The following is a 24,783-nucleotide window of genomic DNA, read 5'->3' as shown; positions in this document are numbered from 1 at the left end:
TCAGGACGCTGGGGGCCTCGGCGTGGCGTCCGGGCCCGCCTCCGGCGACGGGTGCTCCAGCATCTCCTGGAGCACCTGCATGGCGCCCTCGATGCGCAGCATCGCCTGGGTGAGGGTGGCGCGCCGGGTGTCGATCTCCGCGAGCATCTTCTGTCCGGAGGCGTATTCGGCCTTGAGGGCCTCGAGGCGTTCTTCGAGCTTCGCTTTCATGCGGGGCGTTCCTGGGTGAGGGTCTTCAATGCATCGCGCAGCCCGTCGAGCTGCCGCTGCTGGGTCTTGATGGCTTCGATGAGCGGAGCGACGAGGCTGGAATAGTTGATGCCCTTCATGCCTTCTGCGTTTTCCGCGACCACCTCCGGGAAGATCTGCTCCACCTCCTGGGCGATGAGGCCGAGGTAGACGGCGTCATCCTGGGAGTCGCGCAACCGGTAGCGGAGCGCGCGCAGCCGCAGCACCTTCTCCAGTGCGTCCTCCACCGGGGTGATGTCTTGCTTCAGGCGGAGATCCGAGCCCGAATACCCGCCGCGGAACCAGGAAAATCCCTGGACATTCAGGCTTCCGTTCACATCGAGGGTGGCACTGGGGGTCTGCGTGTTGATGCCGACACAGCCGTTATAGACCGTCATGCGCTCGGCGCCGTACTGCCAGAACCCCAGGGTGTCATTCGGATCGTTGTCGTTGCCGAGCAGCAGCTTGGTGTCTTCGCCGGACCCCACCTGGAAGTAGCGCAGGAACGCACTGTCGCCACTGCCGCCGAAGGGGTCCATGGGGAACTGGATGCCCGCGCTCGAGCTATTGCCTACCGTGGGCATGATGGCGCCGTTGGCAACCTCCAGGCGGGCGCGCGGAGACTTGGTGCCAATGCCAATGTTGCCGTTGCTGGCCAACCACATTTTGTGGTCGTCCGCCCCGTTGAGTGCGAACGAGAAGGCATCACCCGCGCGTACCCCCACGTCCCAGAAGGCGCCGCTCAGCACGCCGCCACTGCGCCCATACCGGATGGCCGCCCGGGGATCATTATTCCCCTGCCAGGGGACGTGGGGATTGACGAGCATGATGCCCGTAGCCCCCCCCGATCCGATGGAGACGTGGCGGACGCCATCCCCCCACAACGGTGTCGCGGTGACGACCAGCCGGTCCCAGCCGTTGATGGCGCCGGCGACCCGGATGTCCAGCGAGTTGATGGCCCCCCACCCCGCCCCCATGTCCCGGCCGATGGTGATGCGGTTGTCGGCGTCTCCCTCATAGAACATCAGGCTCGCGACACGGTTGCCGGAGTCGTGAACGGCGATCTCCGTGTTCTTCAGCGTCTCCAGCACCAGGCCCGCCATGTTGTTGTTCCAGCCAGAGCCACCGCCAAAGCTGGCCGTGACGCTGCCAATGGAAAGCGCTCCGAGGGCGAGGTTCCCGTTCTTCATGACGTAGCCGGGGCCGACGGCGAGGCTGCCGGTCACCGTCGCGCCAGAGTTGACGGTGAGAGGGCCATTCACCGTCGCGCCAGAGCTGGCGGTGAGGAGGCCCGTCACCGTCGCGCCTGAGTTGACGGTGAGAGGGCCATTCACCGTCGCGCCAGAGCTGACGGAGAGAGGGCCATTCACCGTCGCGCCTGAGTTGGCGGTGAGGAGGCCCGTCACCGTCGCGCCTGAGTTGACGGTGAGGGTACCGGTCACGCTGGAGCTGGCGGTGAGGGGGCCGGTGACCGACAGCCCGCCGGTGATGGTTCCTCCGCCAGCAAGGGAGAGCTTTTCGGTGTTCAGCTTCGCGAGCGTGGCCTCCACGTCGGTGGTGTTGACGATGAGCTTCACGGCCGCGGTGACCCGCTGCACGGAGAGCACCGCGGTCGGATCGATGGCATCCCCGCTGAGCCGGGGCCCATCCGTCCCGCCCTTGTGCGTGTGGGTCATGATCTTCGTGCTGATCTCGTCGCGCATCGAGATCTGCATGTTGTTCCACTGCTCGGAGAGGATGGGGTCCCCGGGGTTGGCTTTGAAGAATGGCTCGGTCATGGCTCACTTGAAGACGGACGTGTTGAAGCGGGTCGCGTTGAAGGTTCCGGACCAGGAGAGGCGTTCCTTCATCTCGGGCAGCGTCTCCTTGAACTCGACGGCCTGCCCGACGGCCCGGATGGGGTCCTTCACCTCGAGTGCCTCGGAGAACGACTGACTCGTCTCGATGCGGGCGGTGCTCTCGGCGAGCTCGAGCGCCTCCGGGGGCAGGGTCAGGGTGAACTCGATGCGGGGCCGCACCCCGGCGGCCCGGCCATACTCGAGCGCCCGGGCGAGGTCGCGAACCAGGCCGGGCAGGCCCGGAACGGGAGGGGCCTCGGTGTCGCCTTCCTTCAGCCGGTAGCGCGGGGGCACATAGTCAGCGGGGATGCGCAGCACGAACGTCGCCGCGGCCACCTCTGTCCAGTGCAGTGCCAGATCCACCGGAGGCGAGCTCTTCACCGTCAGGGCCGTGTTGATGAGCGCGGCGGGCCAGCCCGGCACATAGGACTGGAGCGTCGCGCGATCCAGGGTGTCGTAGCTCCACCGGCTCTCGCCGGGCGGCAGCGTGGGGAGGCTGCGCTGCTCGTCGAACACGGAGAACCGGGCACGGGGGGCGCCGCGCTCGCCGAAGCGGGACTCGGTGTTGAGGGTGCCCTGGGCGACGAAGCGGGTGGGACTCGCCAGGATGACGGGGGCCTGCGAGGGCGTGCCGTCGATCAGCGGGACGCGCTGGTGGCGAAGGGTCAGGGTCGCCTTCCTCGGCACCACGCCCACGAAGATGACGTTCAGGCCCGTCTCCTGCTGGGTCAGGATGGGCACGGCGACGTCCCGGTCCGCGGGCGCCGTCAGCGACAGCTCCGGCATCGTGGTGTCCAGGCCCGCGTTGCTGATGACGAACCACTGACCCGGCTTCGCACCGGTGAAGCGGGCCGAGGCCGGACTGAGCGGGTTGTCCACGAGCTCCACCCGCACCGCGCGCCGCGAGCCATCCGGCTCGCGCACCTCGAACTGGCCCACGGCCACCCGCCCCTCCCAGGAGATCTCCGGCGTCTGCTCGGCCAGGTACACCATGGCGACGAGCTGGAGGAGCGCGGGCGCGGTGGTGAGGCCCACGCGGTGCAAGCCCACCAGCGCGGCCAGGTGGCGGCGGAAGGCGTCGTCCCGCTCGTCCCGGCTGGCGTAGAGGCCGTAGAGCGCGGCCAGCCGCCCCAGCTCGCTCTCCGCCTTCCGCATCGGCGTGTCGCGCGCGGAGAAGCCCTGGGCGAGCGTATGCCAGCGCGAGCGCATCAGCCGGGTGACGCCGCCCTCCATCTCCCCGAACCCCTGCCCCAGCACGTCGAGGATCAAGCGGATGTTGCCACCGCGCTGCAGGAACAGCGGGAGCATCTCCAGCATGCGGCGCGTGCGCTGCGCGGGTGTCACGTGGCCCCCACGATCTCGGCGCCACCCAGCACGAGCCGCCCGTTCTCCCTCATCACGAAGCCGGGGGGCGTGTCCTTGTCGGGCGTCACCTTCTTGAGGACCGTGGCGAGCCCGGTGTCCGCGGCGGTAATGACCACGCCGAGCAGTTCCTTGACGTTGGCGCGGGAGAGGAGCGCCAGCTCCAGCGTCGTCCACTGGATGCCCGTCGCCGGTACCCGGCCCAGGTCCGCGCCGTAGAGCTCCACCGCGGTGCGCACGTCCTGGCGCACGACGTCCGGAGCGCGGCGATCGTTGCTGTTGATGGAGACCACCAGGTCCAGCCGGTAGTAGAGCGGCTGGTACCAGATGATGAGGGGCGGCTTCTGGTCCGGATCGATGAGCGGCAGCTCGAGCGGCCCCATGCGCCAGTCGCGGCTGGCGCCCGTCTCGCGTGCCTCCTGCTCGGCGACGAGCACCCCCTCCTTCCAGGAGTAGGTGAGCATCTTCACGTCGGTGACGTTGCGCACGGCCGGGTTGCCGAAGAGGACGGCCTCCAGCTTGCGGCGGCTCACCAGGGTGCCCGCCGACAGGCCGGCGGCGAAGCGCACCAACTGGGACTGGAGCTCCGCGCGCAGCCGATCAAAGCCGCGCTCGTCCAGGTTCTCATCCGCGGGCTCCACCTGGAAGGTGGGTTGCAGGTAGATGCTGCGCGCGTAGTTGAGGTTGACGCGGACGCCGGCGGCCTTCGAGGCCCGGATGGCCGCATCCACCCTCGCCACCCGGCCGGCGTCCTTCTCCAGGTCCGGGTCGCCAATCACCACGTCGATCACACCGGCGGGGCCGTCCACGGGCTCGCGCACGGTGACCTGACGAATGCCCTGCTCGCGCACGGCGGCGGCGATGGACTCCAGCGTCCCCTTCTCCCCATCGCGCAGCGCGGTGCGGGCGCGGGCGCGCAGGCCATCGTCCGTCTCATCCTCACTCGAGCGGCGCAGCGGATCCGGGTTGCTCACCGTCTCCACTCCGAGGATGGGCCGGGGCATCAGGTTGAGGCTGCCCGGGTTGATGACGGGCAGCAGCGGCCCCCCGGATTCTCCCGCCTGGAGCTCCTGGACGCCCACGGTGACACGCATCTCGCCGCGCCGGATGACGGCCTCCTCCACCGTCGCGAAGAGCGGAAGCGGTGTACCCTCCGTGAGCGTGCCCGTCACCTGCCGGCCCGCGGGAATACCGATGTCCTCCGGCGCGGGCGAGGAGCGGCTGAACTCCACCGTCCCGGTGAGCCGCCCGGCGCGTGCCCGCTGGATGCCGAGCACCGCGACGACGTTGTCCAGGGCGTCTCCCTCGGCCGTGTCGAGGAAGCCGGACTGGTAGGCCAGCTCGAGCATGCCGTAGAAGGTGGCCATCTCCCGCGCATACGTCTCGAGCAGGGTGCGCACCACGCCCCCATCGGTCGTATCCGAACGCGGGCCCATTCCCTCGAGCAGACGCTCGACGATGGCGCTGTAGCTGATGTACTGGGAGTCGAAGAGGGCGCTCATCTGGAACCTCTCAGAAGGTGATCTCCCAGCTCAGCGTCATCTGCATGTTGGGCCCCCGGTTGACGGGGGCGAAGATCACCCGGTTGAAGAGGATGCCCTCCACGCCGGCCTTGGTCTTGATGCGGATGCCCGCCTCGGTCAGCGGCTGCACCTCCCCCTGCTTGCGCTCCGGCAGCGTCGCCGTCACGGTGGCCCACACCACGCTCGTGTCGTCCGGAGCGATCACGTCCACGCGAGCGTCCGCGCCATCCACCGGGATGGCGAGCGCGACATCGGCCATCTGCGCCTGGGTGGAGCCAGTGCCCACGGCAATGGTCCACGCATTGGGCAGCGCGTCCACCTTGCCCATGAGCAGGTTGGCCAGCAGCTTCTTGCCGCCGCGCGTGATGAGGTTGTGGACCCGCCGCTGGTCCACGAGCGCGCCCTGGCTGTCGCGCAGCTCGATGGTGAGGACTCCGGTCATTGCCTGGTGCTCTCCGAAAGACATGTGCTCCTCACGTGGGCCTGATCAGCCCAGGTCCAGCGCCATCGCGAGCTCCACCGGCTCACCGGTGATGGCCCTGACGGCCGCTTCGATCTCCACCACGCCGGGCACGTCCTCACGTGCCCGTGCAGTCACCTTCATCACTTCTTCTACCCGGGGGTCCGACAGGAGCGCCTGACGCACGAAGCGGCGCAGCAACTCCAGGTTCGCGCGGTCCAACGGCTCGCCGATGAGCTCGTGGATGCGGCTGCCGTGGCGCGGGTGGCCCAGATCATCCAGCTCGCCCTGGCGCACCAGCAGCCGCATCGTGAGCGCCTGGACCAGGTTGTCCAGCCCGTCCACCGCCTCCGCCCCACCGCTGTCGAGGACGATGTCCACGACCCCCGTGTCATCGAAGCTCAGCCGCAGATCCGTCTTCATCACGTCGGACATGTCAGAGCAACCTCCCCGGCCCCGCGGTCGCGGCCGGTGTACAGGGGATGCCCGGCATCACCTTCAGCCGGCTCATCATCGCGTCCAGGGAGGTCGCCAGCGTCTCCGCGATGGCGCCTGCCAGGTCCTTCGCGTTCTTCCCGCGCAACCCCTCGGCGGTGAGGAAGCCCATGGCCAGCGGCTCCAGCAGGGGCTTGGGTGGGGCGGCGCCCTGGAGCATCCCGGGAGCGCTGGTGGCGAAGCCAGCCACGGCGATGCCAGGGGCCACCATCACCTGAGAGGTGAAGAGCAGCAGGGCCTGGGCCGTGGTCTGCGCGAGCGCCTTGGCCAGCGCCGGCTTCTGCTCGCCGTTGAGCTGGTGGGAGGTCAACGCCCCCAACGCCAGGGGCTCGAGCTGCCCCGCTCCCGGGCCCCCCGCGGGCGGCGGCATGAGCAGACCCGGGCCGACCGTACTGCCGGCCCCGGTGAGGGGCACCACCGCCGCCGGGATGCCGGGCATCACCATGGCCATGGACACGAAGAGGGTGAGCGCCTGGCCGATGCACTGGCCCATCGCGGCGGCCAGATCGGGCGCGTTCTCGCCCCGGAGGCCCGCGGACTGGAGGGCGCCCTTGGCGGTGTTCTCGATTTCGGAGGCGGTCGGGGCGGGCATGGCGCTACCCCTTGGCCTTGACGGTGGTGGAGCCCACCAGCGGCGCTCCGGTGAAGTAGCACTTGTGCGTCTTGTCGGTGATGACGCCACCGCCCCCGGTGCCCAGGTCGATGTTGCCCGAGGCGTCCACGGTGCAGTCCGCGCACTTCACCTGCACATTGCCATCCACTTCGATCTTCAAGTCCGAGGGTCCCTGGATGGACACCACGTCGTCCTGCTTCAGCGTGAGGATGGTCTTCCCCGCCGTCACCACCACGGACTGATCCTTGTCGATGGCGAGGGACGTCTTGCCCTTGAGGGGCGATTCGACGCGCCACTCGTCGGCCGCGTGCACGGGCGGATTGCGTTCGTCCGAGTACAGCCGGCCGACCACGATGGGCCGCTGGGGATCCCCATTCACATAGGAGATGAGCACCAGATCGCCGGGATTGGGCGCGCTCACCATTCCGATGTGCGACGTGGCGATGGGCACATTGCGCAACTCCAACTCGCCCTCGCGCAGCTTCACGTTGCACTCGTGGTTGTGGGAGTCGCCGTCCGCGTGGGGGAAGGCGCTGGTGACGACGCCCACGTCGCCCAGGCGCAGGGACTTGAGCTCCTCGCGGATGATGGCGCGGATGATGGTGACCAGGTCGCTCATCGGGAACCTCCGGCGGGTAGTGCGGGGACCGCGGCGGGCGGCGGGGCTTCGAGCAGCTTCTCCCGGTAGCTGCCCAGGGTGGCCCGCAGCTCGGTGAAACGCCCCTGGATGAGGGCGAGGTCCTCGGGCTGGGGGAGGTTCGCGATGACGATGGTGGCGGTGTGCTGGATGCGGCCCACCATCTCCGTCACGCCCTGTGCCATCGGCTCCAGCATCTCCAGGATGGAGTCGAGCGGCTCCATGAGCTGGGGCACCTGGACGGCGGACTTGAAGGCCACCTTCACCTTGTCGAGGAACGCGACGAGCTGGGTGAAGAGACCCTGAAGCGTCTCGATGCCCGTCTTCACCATGGGGCCCACCCCGAGCCGCCGGGCCAGGGACACGACGGCATCCACCGTGTCCGTCTTGAGCAGGGCGTCCAGCGAGGTGAGCAGCTCGGAGATGGCGCTCACGATGTCCCGGGTGGTGCTCACGAACCTCCTCCTTGCACGTTCGAGGGCTTGAAACCGTCCTTGGGCAGCGCCTCGAAGCCGGCGAGCGGGTCGAAGGCGCCAATCGTCTCCACGAGCTGGGTGGCGCTCCCCACGACCTTCTGGAGCTTCGCGAGGAAGTCGCTCGCCCCGGCGATGCCCTTGATGACGTCCAGCGCGGCGCCCAGGTCCACGCCGGTGAGCTCGTGGATGAGGTTGACGCCCTCGGTGGCGAGCTTCTGGATGAAATCACCGAGGTTGCCCGAACCGCGCACCACGTCGATGAAGTCACCGATGATGGCCGGGTTCACCTTGCCCAGCGCCTTCATCAGGGTTCCGAAGTTCCTGCCGCTCAGGCTGTCCTTGGTGCTGTTGACGATGTTGCCCAGCTCGCTCGCGCCCAGGTGGCCGAGCAGGTCGGGGTTCTTGTCCACGGCGGACATGAGCGAGGACGGGTTCTGGATCACCGCGGCGGCGGCGGTGGAGCCCTTCGCCCAGGCCTGCGCATCCTTCTTCACGCCCGCGTCCACGGCGGCAGTGCCACGCGGCGGCGGAGGCTCGGTGTACTCGCGCACGCGCAGGAAGAAGCTGTAGCGGCCCTGGTACCCGGCGAGCTGCTTCACCTGGAAATCAACGATGAGGACGTCGGTGAGGGAGGCCCCCGCGATGGCATCCGCCGCGAACGACAGGGGCTTCGCCTTCGTCTGCGCCTGACGCAACTCCTCCAGGGCGGCGGTGGTGTCGTCGCCGACGAGCACCCCCTCCATGACGATGGTGACGGGCTCGCGGCCCAGATCCTGGGTCACACTGCCGGACATGCCCGGGCCGCGCTGCTGCACGAGGCTGCGGGTGTCCTCGGTGTAGATGTTGCTCAAGCCGACGAGCGCGATCTTCCCGATGCGCACCGCCATGTCAGAACTCCATCCGGGTGACGTAACCCTGGCGCAGGTTGACGGTGTGCCGCACCGTGCGCACCCGAAGCACCTGGCCAGAGACCAGTGCGCTCGCGGGGTGCTGACGCGGGAGCTTGTCCAGCTTCACCAGATCCCCCGGCTTCACCGCCGGGCTGCAAGTCACACGCAGGAAGCCCTCCACCGCGCGAGCAGCCACCTGGCCCATGCGTCCCTTGGCCTGATCCTCAGCGTCGGAGCGGCTGCGGACGGCGCCGTCGCGCACCTGGAGCGTGTGCTCGCCCGCGCTGCCCACGCGTACGTCGCCGCTCGCGCCGAGCGACGCCTTGCCGCTGACCTTGGAGAGATTCGCGGTGAGCCAGTGGGCCTTGTCCGCGCCCTTGGAGCCAGCGGCCCCCTCCCCCCACACCACCACGCCCTCGCGGGGGTGTTGGGCACGCCGAAGCTCGAAGTCGAGCACCTGCTCGCCATAGGTGAAGGTGTGGTCCACGCCACTCGACCGGGGCTTCTGGAAGTGGACCTTGCCCTCGCCGTCCGTGAAGAGATCGAAGCCACACGACTCCGCGAGCCGCGTGACGTGGTGCAGCGCCGAGGGCCCCGGATGAAGCGCGTAGCTCACGAGCTTCGGCCCGTCCTGCACGGAGCTGGCGGACAGCCCCGCCTTCTGGAGCAGCTCCTTGACGATGGAACCAGCGCTTGAGTCCTTGTAGGCGGAGGCCACCTCGATGCGGGAGAGCTCGACGAGCCCATCGCTGGCGGTGACACGCACGCCCATGGCCGTGGCGCTCACCTCCCGCACCTGCCCGGTGAAGACGGAGGCGCTCCCTCTTCCGCCGTCCAGGCGGATGGCCACCTTGTCCTTGGGCTTGGGCGGAGACAGCTCCGACGCGGCGAGCTCCACCGCGCAGTGGCCGCCCCCGCCATCCAGGGTGAGCGCGCTCCACAGCGAGAGGAGCTGCGTGCCACCCCGGCTCGAGTTGGAGACCTGGAGGCCGCCGATGCTGACGTCATAGGAGAGGCCGGCCATGGCTCACACCTCCAGCCCGTGACGGCGAGCCGTCTCGCGAAGGATGTCCACCAGCGTCTCTTCGAGCTCCTCACGGCGCGTGCCGGTGTTCCCCGCGCCCGAATCGAGATGAACGTTGACGTTGAAGGTGTTGCGGGCCTCGGTAGCGGGCGAGGCGGATGGCGCACCGCTCGCGCGAGCGGAGGACGACGGGGCGGCCGAAGACGAGCTCCCGTTGACGCGCTGGGCCTCGCTCCACACGGGCGCCATGACACTCGAGACGCGCTCGGCGACCTCGGTGGTGGCACGGCTGGGAGGCGGCTGCCACGCACGAGTGGCTTCACTCGGAGCCGCGGAGGTGTACGAGGGCGGAGGGCTCACCTGGGGTCCCGGCTGGAACACGAGCCGTGGGCCTGGCCGTGAAGATGGGGCCGTAGGAGCCCGCGGGGCCCCAAGCGCCGCGGGAGCGTCGGGCGGAACCGGAGTGGGCACGAATGCTCCTGACGCCGCCGGTGCCTCCAGAGGGGCCGATGAAGCACGGGCCGTCACGCGCTCAACGTGAGGAGGTGCCGTCACGCGCTCAACGTGAGGAGGTGCCGTCAGCGCGAGCGGGAGTGCCGCCACGCTCCGTGGAGGGTGGGCCGCCACCTCCGGCTGTGCGCTCGGCCCAGCCTGCGTGGACATCTCCGCGCTCGCCACGGCGGGGCTCGCGGTGACGGGCGCGGCGGGCTCACCAGCGCGTTCGCTCCCGATGAAAGACGGACCGAGGGGGCGGAAGGCCACGCCGCCGCCGACCTGCTCGCCAGCGCCACTCTCGCTCCTGATGACCGACGGACCGAAGGGGCGGAAGGCCACGCCGCCGCCGACCTGCTCGCCCGCGCCACTCACCGGCCTGACACCCGTCGAGGCCGCCAGCGAGAGGACACGGAGGGGCCGCCTCTCGGGGGGGGCCGAGCGTGCACGGACGCCCGGCGAGTGCTCCTCTCGAGCCATCTCCCGCGAGTTGACCGCATCACCGAGGGAAACCGACGTACGAGGAGTGGCGCGCGGTGAAGGCGTCACGCCTGAGCCCGGGAGCGCGCAGGGATCCTCCGCGCGGCGCGAAGGCACGTGCCCTCCAGTGTGCGGAGGCGGTGAGGACACGGCGGCGGCGTGCGGAGCAAGCGGAGCCTGCTCGGGGGCGAGCTCCGACCCAGGCCCATCCCACGCGGCGACGGGGGTCGTCACCTCCGCGTCCACGTGCTCGGAGCGTACCTCGGGCTCGGCGAGCCCGGCATCCAGCGACCGGCTCACCTCCCCCACCACGCGGTGCACTGGCCGGAGCAAGAAGGCGCAGAGCTCCCGGGTCGTTACCAGGGATTTCATCAGCCTTCCTCCACCTGGATGACGACGGCATCCGGATGGCTCGCCAGTCCCGAGGCACCCGCCGGGGCCGCCGCGGGCGCGGGCACCTCCACCACGTCCAGGAGCGAGAGGAGACGATCGACCTCCGCCGCCGGCGCCTCCCACACCTGGGAGGGCGTCCACCCGAGCGCCTTGCACAGGCGCAGCGTGAGGTGTGCCAGCGCCTGGCCCTCGGGCTCGCGGCTCCGGGAGAGCTGATCCTCCAGCCGCTCCCCGGGAATGTTCATGGCCACGGCGGCGTCGATGAGGGCGGCGGTCTCAGGGCCGCTGAGTGACTCCAGCGAGAAGGCGGATGGCTCGGTGGCGACAATGGAGGCGGAGAGCATTTCACGCAGGTAGCGCTCCAGGCTGAGTGCCCGGGTGCCGTCGTCACGCGTGGAGACACTCGCGCTCAGGGCCCGGCCACGCCGCACCCAGGTCCACGGCCGCAACTGAACACGCACCGGTCCCACATCCACCCAGCCGTCCGAGGCGGGCTCTCGCGGCCCGGCCCCGCTTCCGGCCGCGGCCCACCACAGCGCCAGCGGGGACAGCTCGGCGAAGAGCGCCACGGGAACGCCCGAGTGCTCGAGCACCTCCCGGGAGAACGCGCCCGGGTCGAAGCTCAACCCCTCCGCCCCCACGTAGACATGCCGGTCCAAGGCCGCGAGGTAGGCGTCGAAGCGGAAGGCGAGCAGCCGCACAGGCTCGCCCCCGGAAGTCTCTACCTCCAACGAGCCCTCCAGCGGATCGAAGCGGACGCGGAAGCGCTGGCCATCCACTTCGACGATGCGCGCCTCCCCGTCCATGCGTCACTCCTCCCGGATGCGGGTGGCGGTGAAGGCATACGTCGTGACGGCACTGCCGTTCGCGCTCATGGAGAAGGACTTCCCCTCCACGAAGCAGTCGTCGAAAGACAGACTGCGCAGGTCGTCGCTTCCCTCGGTCTTCTTCAGGTTGGCGACGAGCTGGAATTTCTTGCGCTTGTCCAGCAACTCGTCGATGGCGACACTGGTGGAGCGGATGGCCAGCTCCCCCTGGACGGTGCGCAGCCCGAAGATGACGTCCACCCGCTCGTTGGAACCGACCGCGCGGATGTCTTCCCGCTCGGTGACGACCCGGAAGACGAGCGACTGGAGCCCGTCGACCTGCTTGCCGTCGACGAGGACATTGCTGCGATTGGCGGAGAATACCGTGGGCATGGGCTATGTCCTCGTCAGACCTGGACCGTGATGGTCGCGTAGATGTAGTCGATGGCCCGCACCGGCCGGATGGCCATGTTGACCCGGACGATGCCCAGCGCGAAGTCGGCCTGGGAGGAATAGACCTCCACCTTGAACGCTGGATCCGTACCATCCGTGGACGGCACGATCGCTCCCTCCTTCTGCATCTGCACCAGGAACTCGGTGAGCTTCTGCTTGAGCGCGTTGCGTCCGTCGGCGTTGTTGAGCAGACCGATGAACAGGTCGCCAATCATCTTCATCCCGCGCACTGCGTGGTCGGCGACCCGGCGGACGTTGATCTGATCCCCATCCGTGGTCAGCCCGCGCAACACCACGGTGCCCTTGGCGCGCTCCGTGACGATGGGCACCACGCGGCCGGTCAGCAGGGCGCGCTGGTCCTCCACCGTGATCGCATTGTCGAGCACGCCCAGTCCAGACACCCGCTTGAACGTCGGCGAGTCGAAGTAGGACAGGTTGCCCACGACGCCAGCGACCGCGCCCACCACACCGTTGGGCGCCACCAGCACGAAGCGGTCACTCACCAGGTTGCTGGCCAGTTGCACGCTCGCCGCGGTGGTGCTGCCCGCCGGAACCTGGCCGAATCCGATCCGGCCCTTGCACTCGTCGCTCAGGTTGTTGCAGTGGCTGATGACGTCGCCGTAGATGCGCGCGACGGTAGCCGGATTGGAGAAGTCCTGGACGGCGGCGAGCACCATGTCCACGTCCGACTCGTCCTTGAGCCGGGCGAGCGCCGCGGCGTAGTCCGTGGGGGTGGCGTCCTTGCCCTCGACGAAGACCTGCGTGCTCTCCTGGGGCCAGCCGATGGGCTTGTCCGTGTCCACCCGGGCGATGGACGAATCCGCGAGCGCCTTGACGATGTACTGGGCGCTGTCCTGCTTGTCTGTGTTGAGGTTGCGCAACACCTCGGTGGTGCCGTCCTGCCGCGCCAGGGTGAGATCGAACGAGGTGGAGTTGTCGAGGTTCTGCCGGTACTTCACCGACGCCGAGATGCCATTGGCCCAGGGTCCGGGCGCCCGCGCGAGCAGACTGAAGCCGGCGGCCTGGGGCGTCGCATCCTTCTTGGGAAAGGTGAGGCTTGCCCGGGCTCCAGTGGCGCTGCCGAGCGGGGAGATCACCAACTCGGAGATGCCATTGTCGAGCGCCTGGCGGGCCTCGGGCAGACTGAGCGCGGTGGAACGGCCCAGCAGCTCGATGAGGCGGCCGAAATTGGAGACCCGGACGGTCTTGCCCGGGTTGATCTCCGTGAAGCCGATGAGCCCCAACACTCCGGACGGCGAGAGCTGTTGAGGGAGCACTTGTTTGACAACGGCAACCTGCACACCGGGAATGACGAGGGCGCCTGCCATGGGCTCTCCCATACGGGTTGGGGGTTTGTGGACCGAGGGCTAGGCGGCCGGCGCCAGGATGGCGACCGTCGCGGCATCCAACGTCGGGGTTCCACCCGAGAGGGCGATGCCAATGCCGCGCAGGAGGTCGACGATGGCCTTGATGTGATTGAGACCGGCCGCCGCGAAGTCGAGCACGATCTTGATGAATCGCGCCGCCGTATCCGCCAGGTTGCGTGCCGCTTCGGGGAGCAGGTCCGTCGCGGACTCCACCACGCTCTTGCCCGCCTCGAGCACGGAGGTGATCTTACTCAGGATGTCTGTATTCAGGAACTGACGCACGACGGCGGTCACCTGCTCGAGGAGCCCTCCCAGCGTCTTGAGGACGGTGTCCTTGATGATGCTCGGGAGCTGCTCCCGGATGCTCTTGAAGTCGCTGCTCGTCACCGCGGTGTACAGTTTGTACAACCCAGACTCGATCTTGATCGCCCCATTGTCGAGCGTCGCCAGTGCGTCGGTCATTGACATCTCCCTCGTACGTACTCAGCTTTTTTGGAAAACAAAAACAAGGTACCCGTAGTGTTCAGAATCCGTCAACAGATCTCGTATTGAGAATCTATCGATCAGGAACCACCTGACAGCACCTGCAACCTACATACATCTACAACATCTAAACTATGTGGACCAACGAAGCGCACGACGAAGCCACTGGATGAGGAGCGCCATCATCGCCATGGCTCTGACATACGCCCTGGATGCGGAAGCCCCAGCCAGGCCCAACCCAATGACGCCGCGGAGCCGCTCCCTGTGAACGCGACGTGGCGGATGACGCAATGGGCCGTCGGGCGGGCGCACATGACCTCGGGTCACTCCAGCCCGATGACTGGAAACGTCTCCACCTGGCACAGGAGGATCCAGTCGCCATCACCAAGGGCAACTCGCACCTCCTGCTTGCCTCCGCCCAGGATCGGAGAGTCCTCGGAATGGGGCTCCTGCGGCAGAGCAAGCTTCCCCACTGCCGACACCTGGCCGAGGTCCAGATCGGGTTCCTCCACCCCAGCGTGCGTGGGGGTGGGCTCCTTGAAGCCATGTTCGAGGACTACGCCCGGGTGAGCCAACAGACCCACGCGGACATCTCCATGCACCAGTTTTTGTATGCAACGCCAGCGCCCCGGCTGTGGCCCACCTCAAGGGGGCAGATCTTCCGGCCGGTGGGTTTCCAACGGCGTCACTGTCAACTCAAAGCGTTGCAACAGACTGGCGACCAGAGAGGTTTTCCACCTGAACAAGGGGGATGTGATTACCCTGGAGGTTTCCGATAGCGATAACGGCCCGGCTCGGGGTATAGAGCAAGCGATGCTGACGGTGCTCAAACTGAACTGAAATCCTGAGCACAAAAAGAAAGGGCCGAGTTCCGTCAGGAACTCGGCCTTTTCTCGCTGACGCAAACCGAAGGGCGAACCCGTCGAGAGTCTTGCGTGGATGTCGGTTGGTCAGGTCAGCCCGCGACGCTGGCGTGCCCAGGTCTCGAAGCTCATGAGCGAAAGGCCGTAGGAACGCGCGATCTCGGGCCGTGCCAGCACCGGGGAGACGTTCATGTACGTCAGACCTCGCGCCACGCTGGGATGCAGGCCGGCCGCGACGGCCTCCTCGATCGTGCCGGACTGGACTACGTACTCCTTGCCGTCGAGGCGCGAGAGGATCTCGGCCATCTGAGGAAGCGTGAGCAGGTCACCCGCGAGCTGCAGCGTCACACCGTTGAACGTCGCGGGATCATGAATTGCCGCCGCGGCCGACTTGCCGATGTCCTCCGGCGCGATCAGCGCGATGGGCCGATCGGTCCTGATCACCGTGAGCAACCGGCGCCCGTCGACGAAGCCGGCGGGATCCAACATCGGATGGTCCATGAAAGTGGAGGGCAGGATGAGGGTCCAGTGCTTGAAGCCCGCGTTGCGTACGAGGTCGCAGGTGGCAAGCTTGTTCTCCCAGTACGCCTCGTGCGCCTTCCAGCGCCCCTCCGCCCAGCCCTCGACGTTGCGGTGGTCGCCGACGCCGGACGTCGCGGTGTGCACGAACGTCCCGACGCCCTCGGCAAGCGCGGCCTCGACGAGGTTCCTCCCTTGCTGCCGCTCCTTGCTGTGGTCGACACCCGTCGCGGATACGATCGGTGACTGCATCGAGAAGACCGCCCGCACCCCGGCGCAGGCGGCGCGCAACGACGCCCGCTCGTCGAGGTCCCCGACGACCACCTCGGCGCCAGCCACCGCGAGGGCCTTGGCCTCTGGCGCCTTCGGATTGCGCACCATCACGCGCACGGATGTCCTGCCGTCGGCCAGCAGCGCCCGGGCGGTGGCGCCGCCCTGACGCCCTGTGGCGGCGGTGACGAGAACGGGAGCGTTGCTGCTCATCGGCAGCTCCTTTGTAAGTGGGGGACCCCACCGTTTAGTTTCATGGTTGAATACGGAGGGGGCCCCCGTTTGTCAAGAAAGGCCTTCGTGAGAAGAAGAGCGCCATGGATCGTGTGAAGCCGTTGAGAGCGGACGGGCGACGCAACCGGGAGCGGATTCTCGCGGCCGCGGCGGAGCTGGTTGGCAGGGATGGAGCACAGGCGTCGCTCGAGGAGGTCGCGCGGCGAGCGGGTGTAGGCTCGGCGACCCTGCACCGGCACTTCTCGTCGCGGCAGGCGCTGCTGGAGGCGGTATTCCGCGATGGCGTCGCGCAGCTCTGTGCGCGGGCAACCGCGAAACCGGGCAAGGAGCCTGCGGCCGAGTTGGCGGATTGGCTCGAGGAGTTGACGGTCTACACCGCGACTCACCGCGGGCTTGCCGCTGCGCTGCTGGCCGGCCCGGATGGCCTTTCGGCTGAGGAGATCTGCTGCACCGACAGGGTGCTCGACGTGTTGAACGTGCTGGTGGCACGGGCGTCATCGGTGGGCGCGCTCCACGCGGGCGCCACAACGGAGGACCTGATGCAGCTGGCGAACGCGATTGCCGTCGCCAACGAAGATGATCCGCTCACCGCGCGCCGGGTGTTGCGCCTCGCGCTCACCGGCATACGGCCGTGAAGGCCGCGAGAGCGTCTCCTCTTGGCGTCCGCTGCGAGAGCGGCGCGCGGCTTCGTCGCCTAGCTCCCGGGGCTGGTGTCGGGGCTGGTGTCGGGGCTGGTGTCAAAGAACTCCGGGCCCCCCCGGGGCCGGGGCTGGTGTCGGGGCTGGTGTCAAAGAACTCCGGGCCCCCCCGGGGCCGGGGCTGTCGGGGCTGGTGTCAAAGAACTCCGGGGCTCGGGGCTGGTGTCCGGGGCTGGTGTCGGGGCTGGTGTCAAAGAACTCCTCGGGGCTGGTGTCTCGGGGCTGGTGTCTCGGGGCTGGTGTCAAAGAACTCCGGGGCTCGGGGCGAGGCTGGTGTCAAAGAACTCCGGGGCTGGTGTCTCCGGGGCTGGTGTCCGGGGCTGGTGTCAAAGAACTCCGGGCCCCCCGGGGCGCCGAGACGGTGTCCGACGGTGTCCTGTCAAAGAACCCGAGATGGTGTCAAAGAACGCCCCTGAAACGGTGGTCAAAGAACCCGAACTGAGTGGCGGCAGAGCGGGCTTCACGCGAGACTCAAGCAACAGGTAGACAGGCTTGGCCTGGACGGGTGAACCGACCCGCCTCCAAGTCTTTCCGAGGACTTGCGCGCTGGCCCACGAGGTGCATCGAGCCCTGCGAACCGACTGCAGGGGATGGGGATGGGCTGGCCGCTGAGGATGTTCCAGGAGGAGGGCTTCTACTTTGTCACTTCCAGGTGCTTTCAAGGGCGCCTGCTGCTGCGCCCCTGCCTGGAGGTGAACGAGGTGGTGGGCGGGGTGCTCGCCAAGGCCGTTCTACACAGCTCCGGCTCCGTGCGCTTGCACGCCTTCACCTTCGCCTCCAATCACTTCCACCTGCTGGTGTGGGCTCGCGGCGCCTCTCTCTCCTCCTTCATGCAGTACCTGCGCGCCAACCTCTCCAGGAAGGTTGGGCGCCTGGTGGACTGGAGTGGCGGCTTCTGGGAGCGGCGCTATTCGGCTGAACCGGTGCTGGACGACACCGCACTGGTGGGACGACTGAGCTACGTGCTCGCCCACGGTGTGAAGGAAGGGCTGGTGGAGACGAGTGCCGAGTGGCCGGGCCTCACCTGCCTGCCCCAGTTGCTGGGTCCAGCGCGCCGGCTCTTCCGCTGGTTCAACTGGACCAAGCGCTGGAGCGGACGCACGAGCGAGGACCTGGCGGCGCAGCCAGGGCCCTTTGCCGAGGAATGGGCCGAACCGGTGGAGTTGGAGCTGGCGCCTCTGCCGTGCTGGCAAGGACTGGATGAGGAGGACAAGCAGCGTGCGGTGCTCGCGTTACTTTCAGAGGTGCAAGCCAAGGCCCGAGCCCGGGGCAAGCCTGTCTTGGGAGCTCGGACCGTACAGGAGCAGCACCCGCATACCCGTCCCGAGCACCTCAAGCGCACCCCTCGGCCTTTGGGGCATGCATCCACTCCCCAAGCCCTGCTCGAATTGCGCGAGCACTACCGTGCCTTCGTCTCGGCTTTCCGCCAGGCTGCTGCTCTCTGGAGGCGAGGGGATTTCTCTGCCCTCTTCCCTCCCTTCTCCTTTCCTCCTCGTGTCGTGCCGGGTCACCTCTCTCGCGTTCTTTGACTCTCTCCGAACTCCCTCTCGGCTCGCCTCTCTTGAGTTCTTTGATTCCCTTTCGGGGAGTTCTTTCGGGGAGTTCTTTGACACCCTCTCGGGGACACCCTCTCGGACCGGGGGGAGTTCTTTGACACCCTCTCCGGACCGGGGGGAGTTCTTTGACACCCTCTCCGCGGAGTTCTTTGACACCCTCTCCGCCGCCCCCTCTCCGCAGGCACCCTCGGGTGTGGACCTGGACCTGGCTGGGATGCCCTCGACTGCACGCTTGATGTGACGAGCGCCCACGGGATCCTGGTGAAGGATGAGTACAATTCGAAGACGGGAACGTATGCGCTGAGCGTCAGGCATCCTGGCGAGATGCCGCCCACCCCATCTCCCGACGAAGCCGTCGACAATCAGGCCAGCGGCGGTGACGGGCAGGTCGGCAACGGTGGCGGGCCCAACACCCAGCTTCTGGCCGCGCTCATCGCAGCCACCGCCACGGTCCTCGCGGCCTGGCTGAGCGCCCGTCCCCGGCTCAGGAAGCGAAGGAGGCGAGCGAGCGCCTCCCCAGCGGAGCGCGGGCCCGGGCAAGGGAGCGAGAGGAGCGCTTGAAGATGAGACACTCCATGACATTCCAGACCTGCCCGACGGACATTGTCGAGGCCCCCGCCGAAAACATCTGGGAGCAGCTCACCACACCATGTCTGTACGAGAACTGGGTGGACGCGAGGCTGCGGGAGGGGCCGGATCGGTCCATCGTGGCTGGAGATCGCCTGCTCCTGGGCGCTGGTCCCGGGCACCGGATGAGGGGGGTGTTCGACGTCGTCAGGCACGAGGTACTCCGAATCACCCAGCTTGGACCCCGGCGCTGCCGGGTCACCTACAACTGAGACTTCACGTTCCCTCCCGGGTGGAGGGGCAGGCTGCTCCAGAAGCTCCTCGCGCGCGAACTGGTCGCGGGTCCCGCGGACTCGCTGGCACGGCTCAAGCGCGCCGCCGAGCAGCGCATGGCGGAATGACGCCAATCACAAGGCCGCGCCCCGTGCTCAATCCAGAGGAGAGCCACATCCCGTGTCTGGAGCAGCCGCCCCTCCGCGCCAGCGCATTCCGGTCCTGCTCCGAGGAGCCATTGCATGAGCCCGGAAACCCTGCCGGTTGATCCCCATGAAATGTTGTACCTGCCCCTGCGGCGTCGCTTCAGGAGCGAGTACGAGACCACCCCCGAGGGCACCCGAGAGCTGCACCTCTTTTTCGGCATCAAGGAGATCACGTTTGATGAGCCGGAGCTTTTTTCCTTCGGCGAGGCGCTGATCAAACAGGACCAGTTCATGGCGGGCAGCGCCACCACCTGGAGCTCGGGTGAGCCCTATCCCTGGGAGCGCGTGAAGGAGCTGCTCGAGGCCCTGCTGGCCGAGAACATCCTCTCGCGCGAGGCCCAGAGCCCTCCTACCGCCGAGAGTGACAGCCATCGGAGGTTCCTGGAGGCCGAGGCCCGGCGGAAGGCACCCACCGAGCCCCTGTGGTGGAACCCGGACTGCCCAAAGGTCATGGAGCGGTTGACCGGGCGGCCGCTGGAACTGGGTTTCCTCGAAGCGGTGCTCCCGCTTCAGCGCATCGCACATCCTGCGCTCGACGCGGAGGGACGCCACGTCGGGGAGATAAACGTCTTCCCGGATTCCCTGCGCATGAATCTACCGACGGAGTGGCGCCCGTGCCCCTACCCGGGCGGCCGCTATCGGGACGATGCGATGATGAACGTGACGGCGCTCAGGTCGATGACGCGGCACTGGAAGCCCGTGTTGCGGGGAGTGCTCGCGGTTCGCGAGGAGTTTCTGCGCCGTCATTCCCCGCTCCCGGACGGGAGCTTGAGGGTCGGGGATCTTCATGCCGTGTCCTACTCCGTGCTGGCCCTGCCGACCCTGTTGCTGATGCGGGGGACCGAGCCCGTTCCCAACGGTGCGCTGGATCCCGTGCTGTCCTCCATGTTCCGGGTGACGGACGGCGTGCGGATGGTGACGGCGACCCTGCTCGGCAGCCCGGAGCTGGGGGCGACATACGACTCGTCCATGACGGCGGCCGAGCTGCACCGCATCACGGAACGGTACGACCTGTTCTTCTCGAAACGGGGTGTTTGCGCCGGTCCCCCGCATATGGTGGAAGAGTTCCTGGCGACGCTGTTGGATGGCAGGCCCGCTGCGGGTGCTCCCTCGCCCAGGGCGGGTTGGGAGGCTGAGCTTCCCGCGGCGGTGGATTACGGGCTGCTGGGGCTCCAGCTCTATGTCCTCCAGTTCAACCTGTGGCGCTACATGGGTCCCGCCTACGAAGTCATTCGCGGAGCGCTGCTCACGGTGGAGGATGAACCGGGGGGAGTCCTGGACCGGCTGCGCGCCCGTGTCGAGCGAGACTGGGAGCGTATCCTGGCCAATGGCTTGCACAAGCCCGATCGCCAGGACTGGATCCAGGCTCGCCGTGCCGAGATGTACGAGCACGCTCAGCGCGGCCTGAGGGGGTTCCGGGAGGAGGCGCTGCGTCACCTGCGAGACGCCGTCGTCCCCGCGAGGGACGAGGTGGATGCGAAGGCCCGCTTGCAGCTCCGGTCGCTGATTCGCTCGAGCGCGGGTTCGCCCTCGGGAGCCCGGAGGGACGTGCTCGATACCGTGGCGGATGCCGTAGCGGAATTCCTGGCCATCGAGCGCTCAGTTCTTGGCGTCATGGAAACCGTTCAGCGCCAGATCAATGTGCTGCTCCAGCGCCCTCACCCAGCTCGGAAGTTCTCCGGTGCGGATCTTTCGCTCCATCATGTGCTGCGCCTCGGCCTCATGAGCATGTTGCCCTACTTGCTGGACGTGCTCCGGGATGAGCTGGGCATCACCGTGGAAAATACGGCGGAGATGACTCGAATTGAAATCACAAACACTTGATCCCTTCTCGGTATAAGTGAACGCAGCACAAACAAGGAGCAAACACATGAAGATCAAGACGAACATTCGTGGGGCGGGGTTCCCGTTCGGCCTCTGCAACGGCCGCCACCTGACGTTGTCGTAGACGACCCCAGAAGGGCACGTGGTTGACTCGAGTCGCCAGCTTGCGGTCCATCGCCTGCTGGCGACTGTGCTGTCATGGCCGCACCGGTGTGCCCTGGATGATGGGCTTGACGGGCTCTTGAGGAGGCTTCTCCGATGAGCAGTGGAACTTTGGGTGGGAGCGCGGCTTCAGCGGGCGTAGCGATCCACGCTGGTTCCACTGCCCACGAGCAGCACCTCGCCGGTGTGCAGCAGCGTCGCGACCTGGCCCGCGCGAGCCACGGGCTGCGTGCCCGCGGACAGCCACGTGTTCGTCGAGGGGTCGTACAGAGACGCCTGACCGTTGCTGTTCGTGACGAGCACCTCGCCCGAGTAGAGCAGCGTGGCGCTGACGGCCGAGCCACCGTTGGGGAGGGAGGGGCCGGCGAACCACTGGTTGTTGTACGGGTCGTACATGTCCACGGAGTCATCTCCGCCACCGAGGACCATCACAATGCCCGAGTAGAGCCGGACCGCGACATGGCCCGAGCGCGCGTGCAACGGGAAGGCGGCAGGCCGCCAGGAGTTCGTGTCCGGGTCATACACCTGCGCGTCCTGGAGGACGCAGCACGGGTTCGTGCCGCCCGTCACCAGCACCTTGCCGCCGTAGAGCACCGTCGCGGTGTGTCCCTGGCGCGGGCCGTACAGGGTGCTGCCCCCCGAGTTCCAGGTGCCCGTCTCCGGGTCGTACAGCTCCGCGTTCGTCGGGTAATCGAAGGTGGAGACGCCGCCCACCACCAGCACCTTGCCCGAATCGAGCAGGGTCGCCGTGTGGTCGCCGCGGGGCATGGACAGGCTCCCCGTGGAAGCCCACGTGTTCGTGGCCGGATCGTACAGCTCGGAGCTGTTGCGCCAGTAGACGGGTTTTTTGCCGGTGAAGCCACCGGCCACCAGCACCTTGCCCGAATCGAGCCTCGTCGCGGAGTGCCGGGTGCGCGAGACGCTCGGAGGCGCGGCGGCCCTCCACGCATTGGCGTAGGGGTCGTACAGCGCCGCCGTGGTGTCACCCACCACCAGCACCTCGCCCGTGCTGCTGATGACCGTCGCGCTGTGGTTCCAGCGCGGGCTCGACAGGGAGGCATTGACGGCCCAGGTGCCCACCTGCCCCTCGAGCGCGGCCGCGTGGGTCTTCAGCTCGGGGAGGAACGCGTGTCCGGGCTCCTCGGGCTGACAGCCGACGGTGAAGGAAACGAATCCAGCCAGCAGCAATGACAAACGGGTCGTCTTGTACATGCGTCCTCTTCCCAGATGTGGTGGCGCTCCCGGTGAGCGTGCTGGAGGATCCAGGAAGAGTCCCAGGGATACAAGAAAAAGCGGATACAATTGTACTCCCGTACTACGTGTGCCCACCGACCTTCGGCTACAGGTTCGCCTCCTTCGCGCATGGAACTGACGCTCACCACTCCCGGCATAGAGGAGGGATTGGGGAACTGTGAAGGGCAGTGGGCGGGCGGCCGAGGGACGGAGGAGGGCTGCTGACGGGAGCCGCCAACTACGCCAGCACCCGGCGCCTGCCGCCACACCCCAGAAGGGCTGGTCGTGACAGATTGAGCCTTTAGCGGAGCCCCTCCTCTTCGCTTGCATGGCGACCACCGCCCGGATTCTCCGCGGCGGTGAACGCTCACACAGGGTCAAAACTACGGAGCCTACGCTCTTTTACGCTCGCGCACTTCCGAGAATGTCCGGGAGGTTGCCCGTCTTTTGCCCGCGGGCCGTGCGAGGCTGCACGAGCGCGCCGTCGCCGTAGCCAGCGCCTCCCGGGTGAGCCAGAGTGCGCGCCCTCGCCCCGACGTTCGGGGCGGACGATCGTCCGCTCCTCCGAGTCTCAATCCCTCTCTCACGCAACCGCGTAGGGGGGGCAAAATCCTTGCCATCCTGGATGTGCTGTGCAGAGTGCCCGCGCGGTCTTCGATGCCGAGGAGGCATGATGCGTCAATCCAGGATGTTCGCCGTAGCGATGCTGCTGGGAGGGCTGGTTGCCTGCACCGAGAGCCAGGGTCCCAAGGGAGATACGGGCCCCCAGGGTCCCAGGGGAGACACGGGGCCCCAGGGTCCCAAGGGAGACACGGGCCCCCAGGGTCCCGCCGGCACTTCGCTCCCTGTCGCCGTGTGGCGGGATGCGAACAACACGTTGATCGGCCCGGGAGTGCGCGTGAAAGACGCGGTGCCCTATTTCGATTCCAGGGGCCTCATCTGGCTTCTGGATGAGTCGACCGGAAATATCCTGAAGCAATCGGCTGACATCGTCTACGACGGCGTCGGTTGCACGGGCACTGCGTATATCACCGCAACCCGCCTGCCCCGGATCGTGTTCTCGGTGGCTGGCGACCCCCCCGATACATTCCGGACCCTGCCCGATACGTTCACCCCCACGACGGTCCAGAGCAAGTCCTTCCGGAGCAGCGCGGGGGCTTGCACCAACTTCACGTATGAGACCGAGCACAAGGGCGTGCCGCCGGCGGACACTCTGCCCGCGACGCCCATCGTCAGGCCCACCATCAACTTCGTGGGCCCCTTCCGCCTCGTCGTGCAGTAGCCTCCGGGTCTCCAGGCGGTGCGGCACGAACCCCGCCTCACCCCCTCCCGCTGCCAGACTCGTTTCCGCCGGCTGGAGCATGCGGTGCATTGAAAAGTGATTTCAGACCGCTCTCGAGAGAGGAAGGCTGTCGTCCCAGACGGTTTCCCAGCTCGGTGGTCACCCCGTCGAGCTGCCCATCTCGAATGTCGCAATAGAATCCGTAGTGGCGCTGGACGGAGGTGGACGTGCGGCCCCCTCCCCGAAAGCAATCCCGGTGCGCCTTGCTGGAGGGCTTCTCCCTACACGCCAACACGCATCTGCATGCCAATGACAGGCAGGGCCTGGAGCGGCTGTGCTGCAACGGGGCGCGGGGCGCGCTGGCGCTGGAGCGGTTGTCACGAGCGGAGGATGGCCGCATCACCTGGCCTCTCTGGAGCAGGCGACCCACCTCGCAGAAGGCGCCGCTGTGTGCACCGGCCCTGTAGCATCCTGTGCGGGGCTAGATTGTCACGGTGCTTCATCACCCAGGCGGCGCATCCCCCACTGCCTCTTGAGGGAGTGGAGCGGGTGCTGCCGCACGTGCCTTGTCGACAGTGGACGCTGTCCTTTCCGATTCATTCGGTGAGGTCCATTTCCTTCCACCTAGGGCAGGCCACCTCGATTAACATGGCCCGCGCAGTGCCCACCCAAGGAGACACATCACAGTATGCTCAGGACAATCATCGCAGGGTTGATGGCAGCGGGGATGCTGGCGGGTTGTGGAGGCACCACGACCGACGGAAACGGAGAGGTGCACATCGCGTGCGCCGACGGCACCGCGTGCACCGGTTCCGCTGACGAGTGTGCGAAGAAGTGCGGCCAGTCCGATGAGGGCAAGAAGCACGCTGAATGGTTCAGCATGATTTGTTGCGACGGCAGCGAATGCCGCACCCCCGGCGCGCCTTCCATCTGCATCGACTACTGCAACAAGTACGGCGACGGCGGCTACTGCGGATAACTGGCGCTGCCAGCGTCGGGCGCGGGCGCGGAGTTGAAGCTGGAGGCGCCGCAGCAGGAGGCGCAGTTCTTCTTCCGCGCCGCGCAGGCGGGAGCTG

At 67.5% G+C, this 24,783-nt stretch carries 26 protein-coding genes; 7 read left to right on the top strand and 19 right to left on the bottom strand.

From position 1 onward, the window contains the following. The 18 genes from DAT35_RS29605 to DAT35_RS29520 form a co-directional block, all read right to left on the bottom strand. The gene (locus tag DAT35_RS29605; RefSeq protein ID WP_108071204.1) at positions 1-210 is read right to left on the bottom strand and encodes a hypothetical protein; all 210 of its coding nucleotides are present in this window, start codon (positions 208-210) and stop codon (positions 1-3) included. Continuing rightward, entirely contained in the window at positions 207-2,006 is a 1,800-nt protein-coding gene (locus DAT35_RS29600; RefSeq protein ID WP_108071202.1) for a tail fiber domain-containing protein, read from the bottom strand. Before DAT35_RS29600 ends, DAT35_RS29605 begins: the two co-directional genes overlap by 4 nt. A gap of 3 nt (positions 2,007-2,009) precedes the next feature. Beyond that, positions 2,010-3,410 (bottom strand): hypothetical protein, encoded by a 1,401-nt coding sequence (locus tag DAT35_RS29595; protein ID WP_108071200.1) that lies wholly within the window; start codon positions 3,408-3,410, stop codon positions 2,010-2,012. Further along, positions 3,407-4,930, bottom strand: a complete 1,524-nt coding sequence (locus DAT35_RS29590) for a hypothetical protein (protein ID WP_108071198.1) — start codon at positions 4,928-4,930, stop codon at positions 3,407-3,409. The genes DAT35_RS29595 and DAT35_RS29590 overlap by 4 nt, the downstream gene beginning before the upstream one ends. A gap of 10 nt (positions 4,931-4,940) precedes the next feature. Next, positions 4,941-5,417, bottom strand: a complete 477-nt coding sequence (locus DAT35_RS29585; protein ID WP_146209932.1) for a hypothetical protein — start codon at positions 5,415-5,417, stop codon at positions 4,941-4,943. Between the two features lie 21 nt (positions 5,418-5,438). Continuing rightward, complete coding sequence (locus DAT35_RS29580; protein ID WP_108071194.1) at positions 5,439-5,846, bottom strand: DUF2634 domain-containing protein; 408 nt, start codon at positions 5,844-5,846, stop codon at positions 5,439-5,441. A 1-nt stretch (position 5,847) separates the two neighbouring features. Continuing rightward, on the bottom strand, positions 5,848-6,498 hold the full coding sequence (locus tag DAT35_RS29575; RefSeq protein ID WP_108071192.1) for a hypothetical protein: 651 nt from the start codon (positions 6,496-6,498) through the stop codon (positions 5,848-5,850). Positions 6,499-6,502: 4 nt separating this feature from the next. Further along, complete coding sequence (locus DAT35_RS29570) at positions 6,503-7,138, bottom strand: phage baseplate assembly protein V (protein ID WP_108071190.1); 636 nt, start codon at positions 7,136-7,138, stop codon at positions 6,503-6,505. After that, positions 7,135-7,611: a hypothetical protein gene (locus tag DAT35_RS29565; protein WP_108071188.1), complete on the bottom strand. Its 477-nt coding sequence runs from the start codon at positions 7,609-7,611 to the stop codon at positions 7,135-7,137. Before DAT35_RS29565 ends, DAT35_RS29570 begins: the two co-directional genes overlap by 4 nt. Further along, a complete protein-coding gene (locus DAT35_RS29560) occupies positions 7,608-8,519 on the bottom strand; it encodes a hypothetical protein (RefSeq protein WP_108071186.1) in 912 nt (303 codons plus the stop codon). The genes DAT35_RS29565 and DAT35_RS29560 overlap by 4 nt, the downstream gene beginning before the upstream one ends. Position 8,520: 1 nt before the next feature. Continuing rightward, positions 8,521-9,546, bottom strand: coding sequence for a contractile injection system protein, VgrG/Pvc8 family (locus tag DAT35_RS29555; protein WP_108071184.1), 1,026 nt, complete (start codon positions 9,544-9,546; stop codon positions 8,521-8,523). Between the two features lie 3 nt (positions 9,547-9,549). Further along, positions 9,550-10,890: a hypothetical protein gene (locus DAT35_RS29550; RefSeq protein ID WP_108071182.1), complete on the bottom strand. Its 1,341-nt coding sequence runs from the start codon at positions 10,888-10,890 to the stop codon at positions 9,550-9,552. Then, the gene (locus DAT35_RS29545) at positions 10,890-11,717 is read right to left on the bottom strand and encodes a hypothetical protein (RefSeq protein ID WP_108071180.1); all 828 of its coding nucleotides are present in this window, start codon (positions 11,715-11,717) and stop codon (positions 10,890-10,892) included. The genes DAT35_RS29550 and DAT35_RS29545 overlap by 1 nt, the downstream gene beginning before the upstream one ends. 3 nt (positions 11,718-11,720) lie before the next feature. Beyond that, a complete protein-coding gene (locus DAT35_RS29540; RefSeq protein WP_108071178.1) occupies positions 11,721-12,110 on the bottom strand; it encodes a hypothetical protein in 390 nt (129 codons plus the stop codon). 14 nt (positions 12,111-12,124) lie between these two features. Beyond that, positions 12,125-13,498, bottom strand: a complete 1,374-nt coding sequence (locus DAT35_RS29535; RefSeq protein WP_108071176.1) for a phage tail sheath C-terminal domain-containing protein — start codon at positions 13,496-13,498, stop codon at positions 12,125-12,127. A 39-nt stretch (positions 13,499-13,537) separates the two neighbouring features. Further along, the gene (locus DAT35_RS29530; RefSeq protein WP_108071174.1) at positions 13,538-13,999 is read right to left on the bottom strand and encodes a hypothetical protein; all 462 of its coding nucleotides are present in this window, start codon (positions 13,997-13,999) and stop codon (positions 13,538-13,540) included. Between the two features lie 344 nt (positions 14,000-14,343). Continuing rightward, positions 14,344-14,604 carry a hypothetical protein gene (locus DAT35_RS29525; protein WP_108071172.1) on the bottom strand — a complete coding sequence of 87 codons (261 nt, stop codon included), beginning with the start codon at positions 14,602-14,604 and terminating at the stop codon, positions 14,344-14,346. A gap of 366 nt (positions 14,605-14,970) precedes the next feature. Then, complete coding sequence (locus DAT35_RS29520) at positions 14,971-15,885, bottom strand: NmrA family NAD(P)-binding protein (protein WP_108071170.1); 915 nt, start codon at positions 15,883-15,885, stop codon at positions 14,971-14,973. Positions 15,886-15,989: 104 nt separating this feature from the next. On the opposite strand from DAT35_RS29520, the gene DAT35_RS29515 reads away from it, so the two are divergent. The 4 genes from DAT35_RS29515 (at position 15,990) to DAT35_RS29490 (ending at position 21,030) form a co-directional block, all read left to right on the top strand. Further along, positions 15,990-16,541 (top strand): TetR/AcrR family transcriptional regulator, encoded by a 552-nt coding sequence (locus tag DAT35_RS29515; RefSeq protein WP_108071168.1) that lies wholly within the window; start codon positions 15,990-15,992, stop codon positions 16,539-16,541. Between the two features lie 659 nt (positions 16,542-17,200). Then, on the top strand, positions 17,201-18,133 hold the full coding sequence (locus DAT35_RS29505) for a transposase (protein WP_108071555.1): 933 nt from the start codon (positions 17,201-17,203) through the stop codon (positions 18,131-18,133). Positions 18,134-18,735: 602 nt separating this feature from the next. Further along, positions 18,736-18,999 carry a hypothetical protein gene (locus DAT35_RS29495; protein WP_146209931.1) on the top strand — a complete coding sequence of 88 codons (264 nt, stop codon included), beginning with the start codon at positions 18,736-18,738 and terminating at the stop codon, positions 18,997-18,999. Positions 19,000-19,242: 243 nt separating this feature from the next. Next, positions 19,243-21,030: a hypothetical protein gene (locus DAT35_RS29490; protein WP_108071162.1), complete on the top strand. Its 1,788-nt coding sequence runs from the start codon at positions 19,243-19,245 to the stop codon at positions 21,028-21,030. 291 nt (positions 21,031-21,321) lie between these two features. Here the strand turns inward: DAT35_RS29490 and DAT35_RS29485 are convergent, their stop codons facing one another. Continuing rightward, on the bottom strand, positions 21,322-22,404 hold the full coding sequence (locus tag DAT35_RS29485) for a kelch repeat-containing protein (protein WP_158501934.1): 1,083 nt from the start codon (positions 22,402-22,404) through the stop codon (positions 21,322-21,324). Between the two features lie 691 nt (positions 22,405-23,095). Here DAT35_RS29485 and DAT35_RS62155 point away from each other — a divergent pair. The 3 genes from DAT35_RS62155 to DAT35_RS29470 all read left to right on the top strand — a co-directional run bounded on the left by DAT35_RS62155 (position 23,096) and on the right by DAT35_RS29470 (position 24,686). Then, a complete protein-coding gene (locus tag DAT35_RS62155) occupies positions 23,096-23,707 on the top strand; it encodes a collagen-like protein (RefSeq protein ID WP_233261785.1) in 612 nt (203 codons plus the stop codon). Between the two features lie 227 nt (positions 23,708-23,934). Next, positions 23,935-24,174: a transposase gene (locus DAT35_RS29475; RefSeq protein WP_233261784.1), complete on the top strand. Its 240-nt coding sequence runs from the start codon at positions 23,935-23,937 to the stop codon at positions 24,172-24,174. Between the two features lie 221 nt (positions 24,175-24,395). After that, the gene (locus DAT35_RS29470) at positions 24,396-24,686 is read left to right on the top strand and encodes a hypothetical protein (protein ID WP_108071158.1); all 291 of its coding nucleotides are present in this window, start codon (positions 24,396-24,398) and stop codon (positions 24,684-24,686) included. Positions 24,687-24,783 lie beyond the last annotated feature (97 nt).

Source organism: Vitiosangium sp. GDMCC 1.1324 (assembly GCF_003044305.1).
Classification (GTDB): Bacteria; Myxococcota; Myxococcia; order Myxococcales; family Myxococcaceae; genus Archangium.
This window is presented reverse-complemented; position numbering and strand designations above follow the sequence as displayed.

What these genes read in the sequence shown, in the direction of transcription:
- DAT35_RS29515 (WP_108071168.1), top strand. Translation starts at nt 15,990, where the DNA reads ATGGATCGTGTGAAGCCGTTGAGAGCGGACGGGCGACGCAACCGGGAG.
- DAT35_RS29600 (WP_108071202.1), bottom strand. Translation starts at nt 2,006, where the DNA reads ATGACCGAGCCATTCTTCAAAGCCAACCCCGGGGACCCCATCCTCTCC.
- DAT35_RS29590 (WP_108071198.1), bottom strand. Translation starts at nt 4,930, where the DNA reads ATGAGCGCCCTCTTCGACTCCCAGTACATCAGCTACAGCGCCATCGTC.
- DAT35_RS29505 (WP_108071555.1), top strand. Translation starts at nt 17,201, where the DNA reads ATGGGCTGGCCGCTGAGGATGTTCCAGGAGGAGGGCTTCTACTTTGTC.
- DAT35_RS29540 (WP_108071178.1), bottom strand. Translation starts at nt 12,110, where the DNA reads ATGCCCACGGTATTCTCCGCCAATCGCAGCAATGTCCTCGTCGACGGC.
- DAT35_RS29575 (WP_108071192.1), bottom strand. Translation starts at nt 6,498, where the DNA reads ATGCCCGCCCCGACCGCCTCCGAAATCGAGAACACCGCCAAGGGCGCC.
- DAT35_RS29605 (WP_108071204.1), bottom strand. Translation starts at nt 210, where the DNA reads ATGAAAGCGAAGCTCGAAGAACGCCTCGAGGCCCTCAAGGCCGAATAC.
- DAT35_RS29580 (WP_108071194.1), bottom strand. Translation starts at nt 5,846, where the DNA reads ATGTCCGACGTGATGAAGACGGATCTGCGGCTGAGCTTCGATGACACG.
- DAT35_RS29520 (WP_108071170.1), bottom strand. Translation starts at nt 15,885, where the DNA reads ATGAGCAGCAACGCTCCCGTTCTCGTCACCGCCGCCACAGGGCGTCAG.
- DAT35_RS29550 (WP_108071182.1), bottom strand. Translation starts at nt 10,890, where the DNA reads ATGAAATCCCTGGTAACGACCCGGGAGCTCTGCGCCTTCTTGCTCCGG.
- DAT35_RS29585 (WP_146209932.1), bottom strand. Translation starts at nt 5,417, where the DNA reads ATGTCTTTCGGAGAGCACCAGGCAATGACCGGAGTCCTCACCATCGAG.
- DAT35_RS29535 (WP_108071176.1), bottom strand. Translation starts at nt 13,498, where the DNA reads ATGGCAGGCGCCCTCGTCATTCCCGGTGTGCAGGTTGCCGTTGTCAAA.
- DAT35_RS29495 (WP_146209931.1), top strand. Translation starts at nt 18,736, where the DNA reads ATGACATTCCAGACCTGCCCGACGGACATTGTCGAGGCCCCCGCCGAA.
- DAT35_RS29560 (WP_108071186.1), bottom strand. Translation starts at nt 8,519, where the DNA reads ATGGCGGTGCGCATCGGGAAGATCGCGCTCGTCGGCTTGAGCAACATC.
- DAT35_RS29490 (WP_108071162.1), top strand. Translation starts at nt 19,243, where the DNA reads ATGAGCCCGGAAACCCTGCCGGTTGATCCCCATGAAATGTTGTACCTG.
- DAT35_RS29530 (WP_108071174.1), bottom strand. Translation starts at nt 13,999, where the DNA reads ATGACCGACGCACTGGCGACGCTCGACAATGGGGCGATCAAGATCGAG.
- DAT35_RS29555 (WP_108071184.1), bottom strand. Translation starts at nt 9,546, where the DNA reads ATGGCCGGCCTCTCCTATGACGTCAGCATCGGCGGCCTCCAGGTCTCC.
- DAT35_RS62155 (WP_233261785.1), top strand. Translation starts at nt 23,096, where the DNA reads ATGATGCGTCAATCCAGGATGTTCGCCGTAGCGATGCTGCTGGGAGGG.
- DAT35_RS29485 (WP_158501934.1), bottom strand. Translation starts at nt 22,404, where the DNA reads ATGTACAAGACGACCCGTTTGTCATTGCTGCTGGCTGGATTCGTTTCC.
- DAT35_RS29470 (WP_108071158.1), top strand. Translation starts at nt 24,396, where the DNA reads ATGCTCAGGACAATCATCGCAGGGTTGATGGCAGCGGGGATGCTGGCG.
- DAT35_RS29545 (WP_108071180.1), bottom strand. Translation starts at nt 11,717, where the DNA reads ATGGACGGGGAGGCGCGCATCGTCGAAGTGGATGGCCAGCGCTTCCGC.
- DAT35_RS29570 (WP_108071190.1), bottom strand. Translation starts at nt 7,138, where the DNA reads ATGAGCGACCTGGTCACCATCATCCGCGCCATCATCCGCGAGGAGCTC.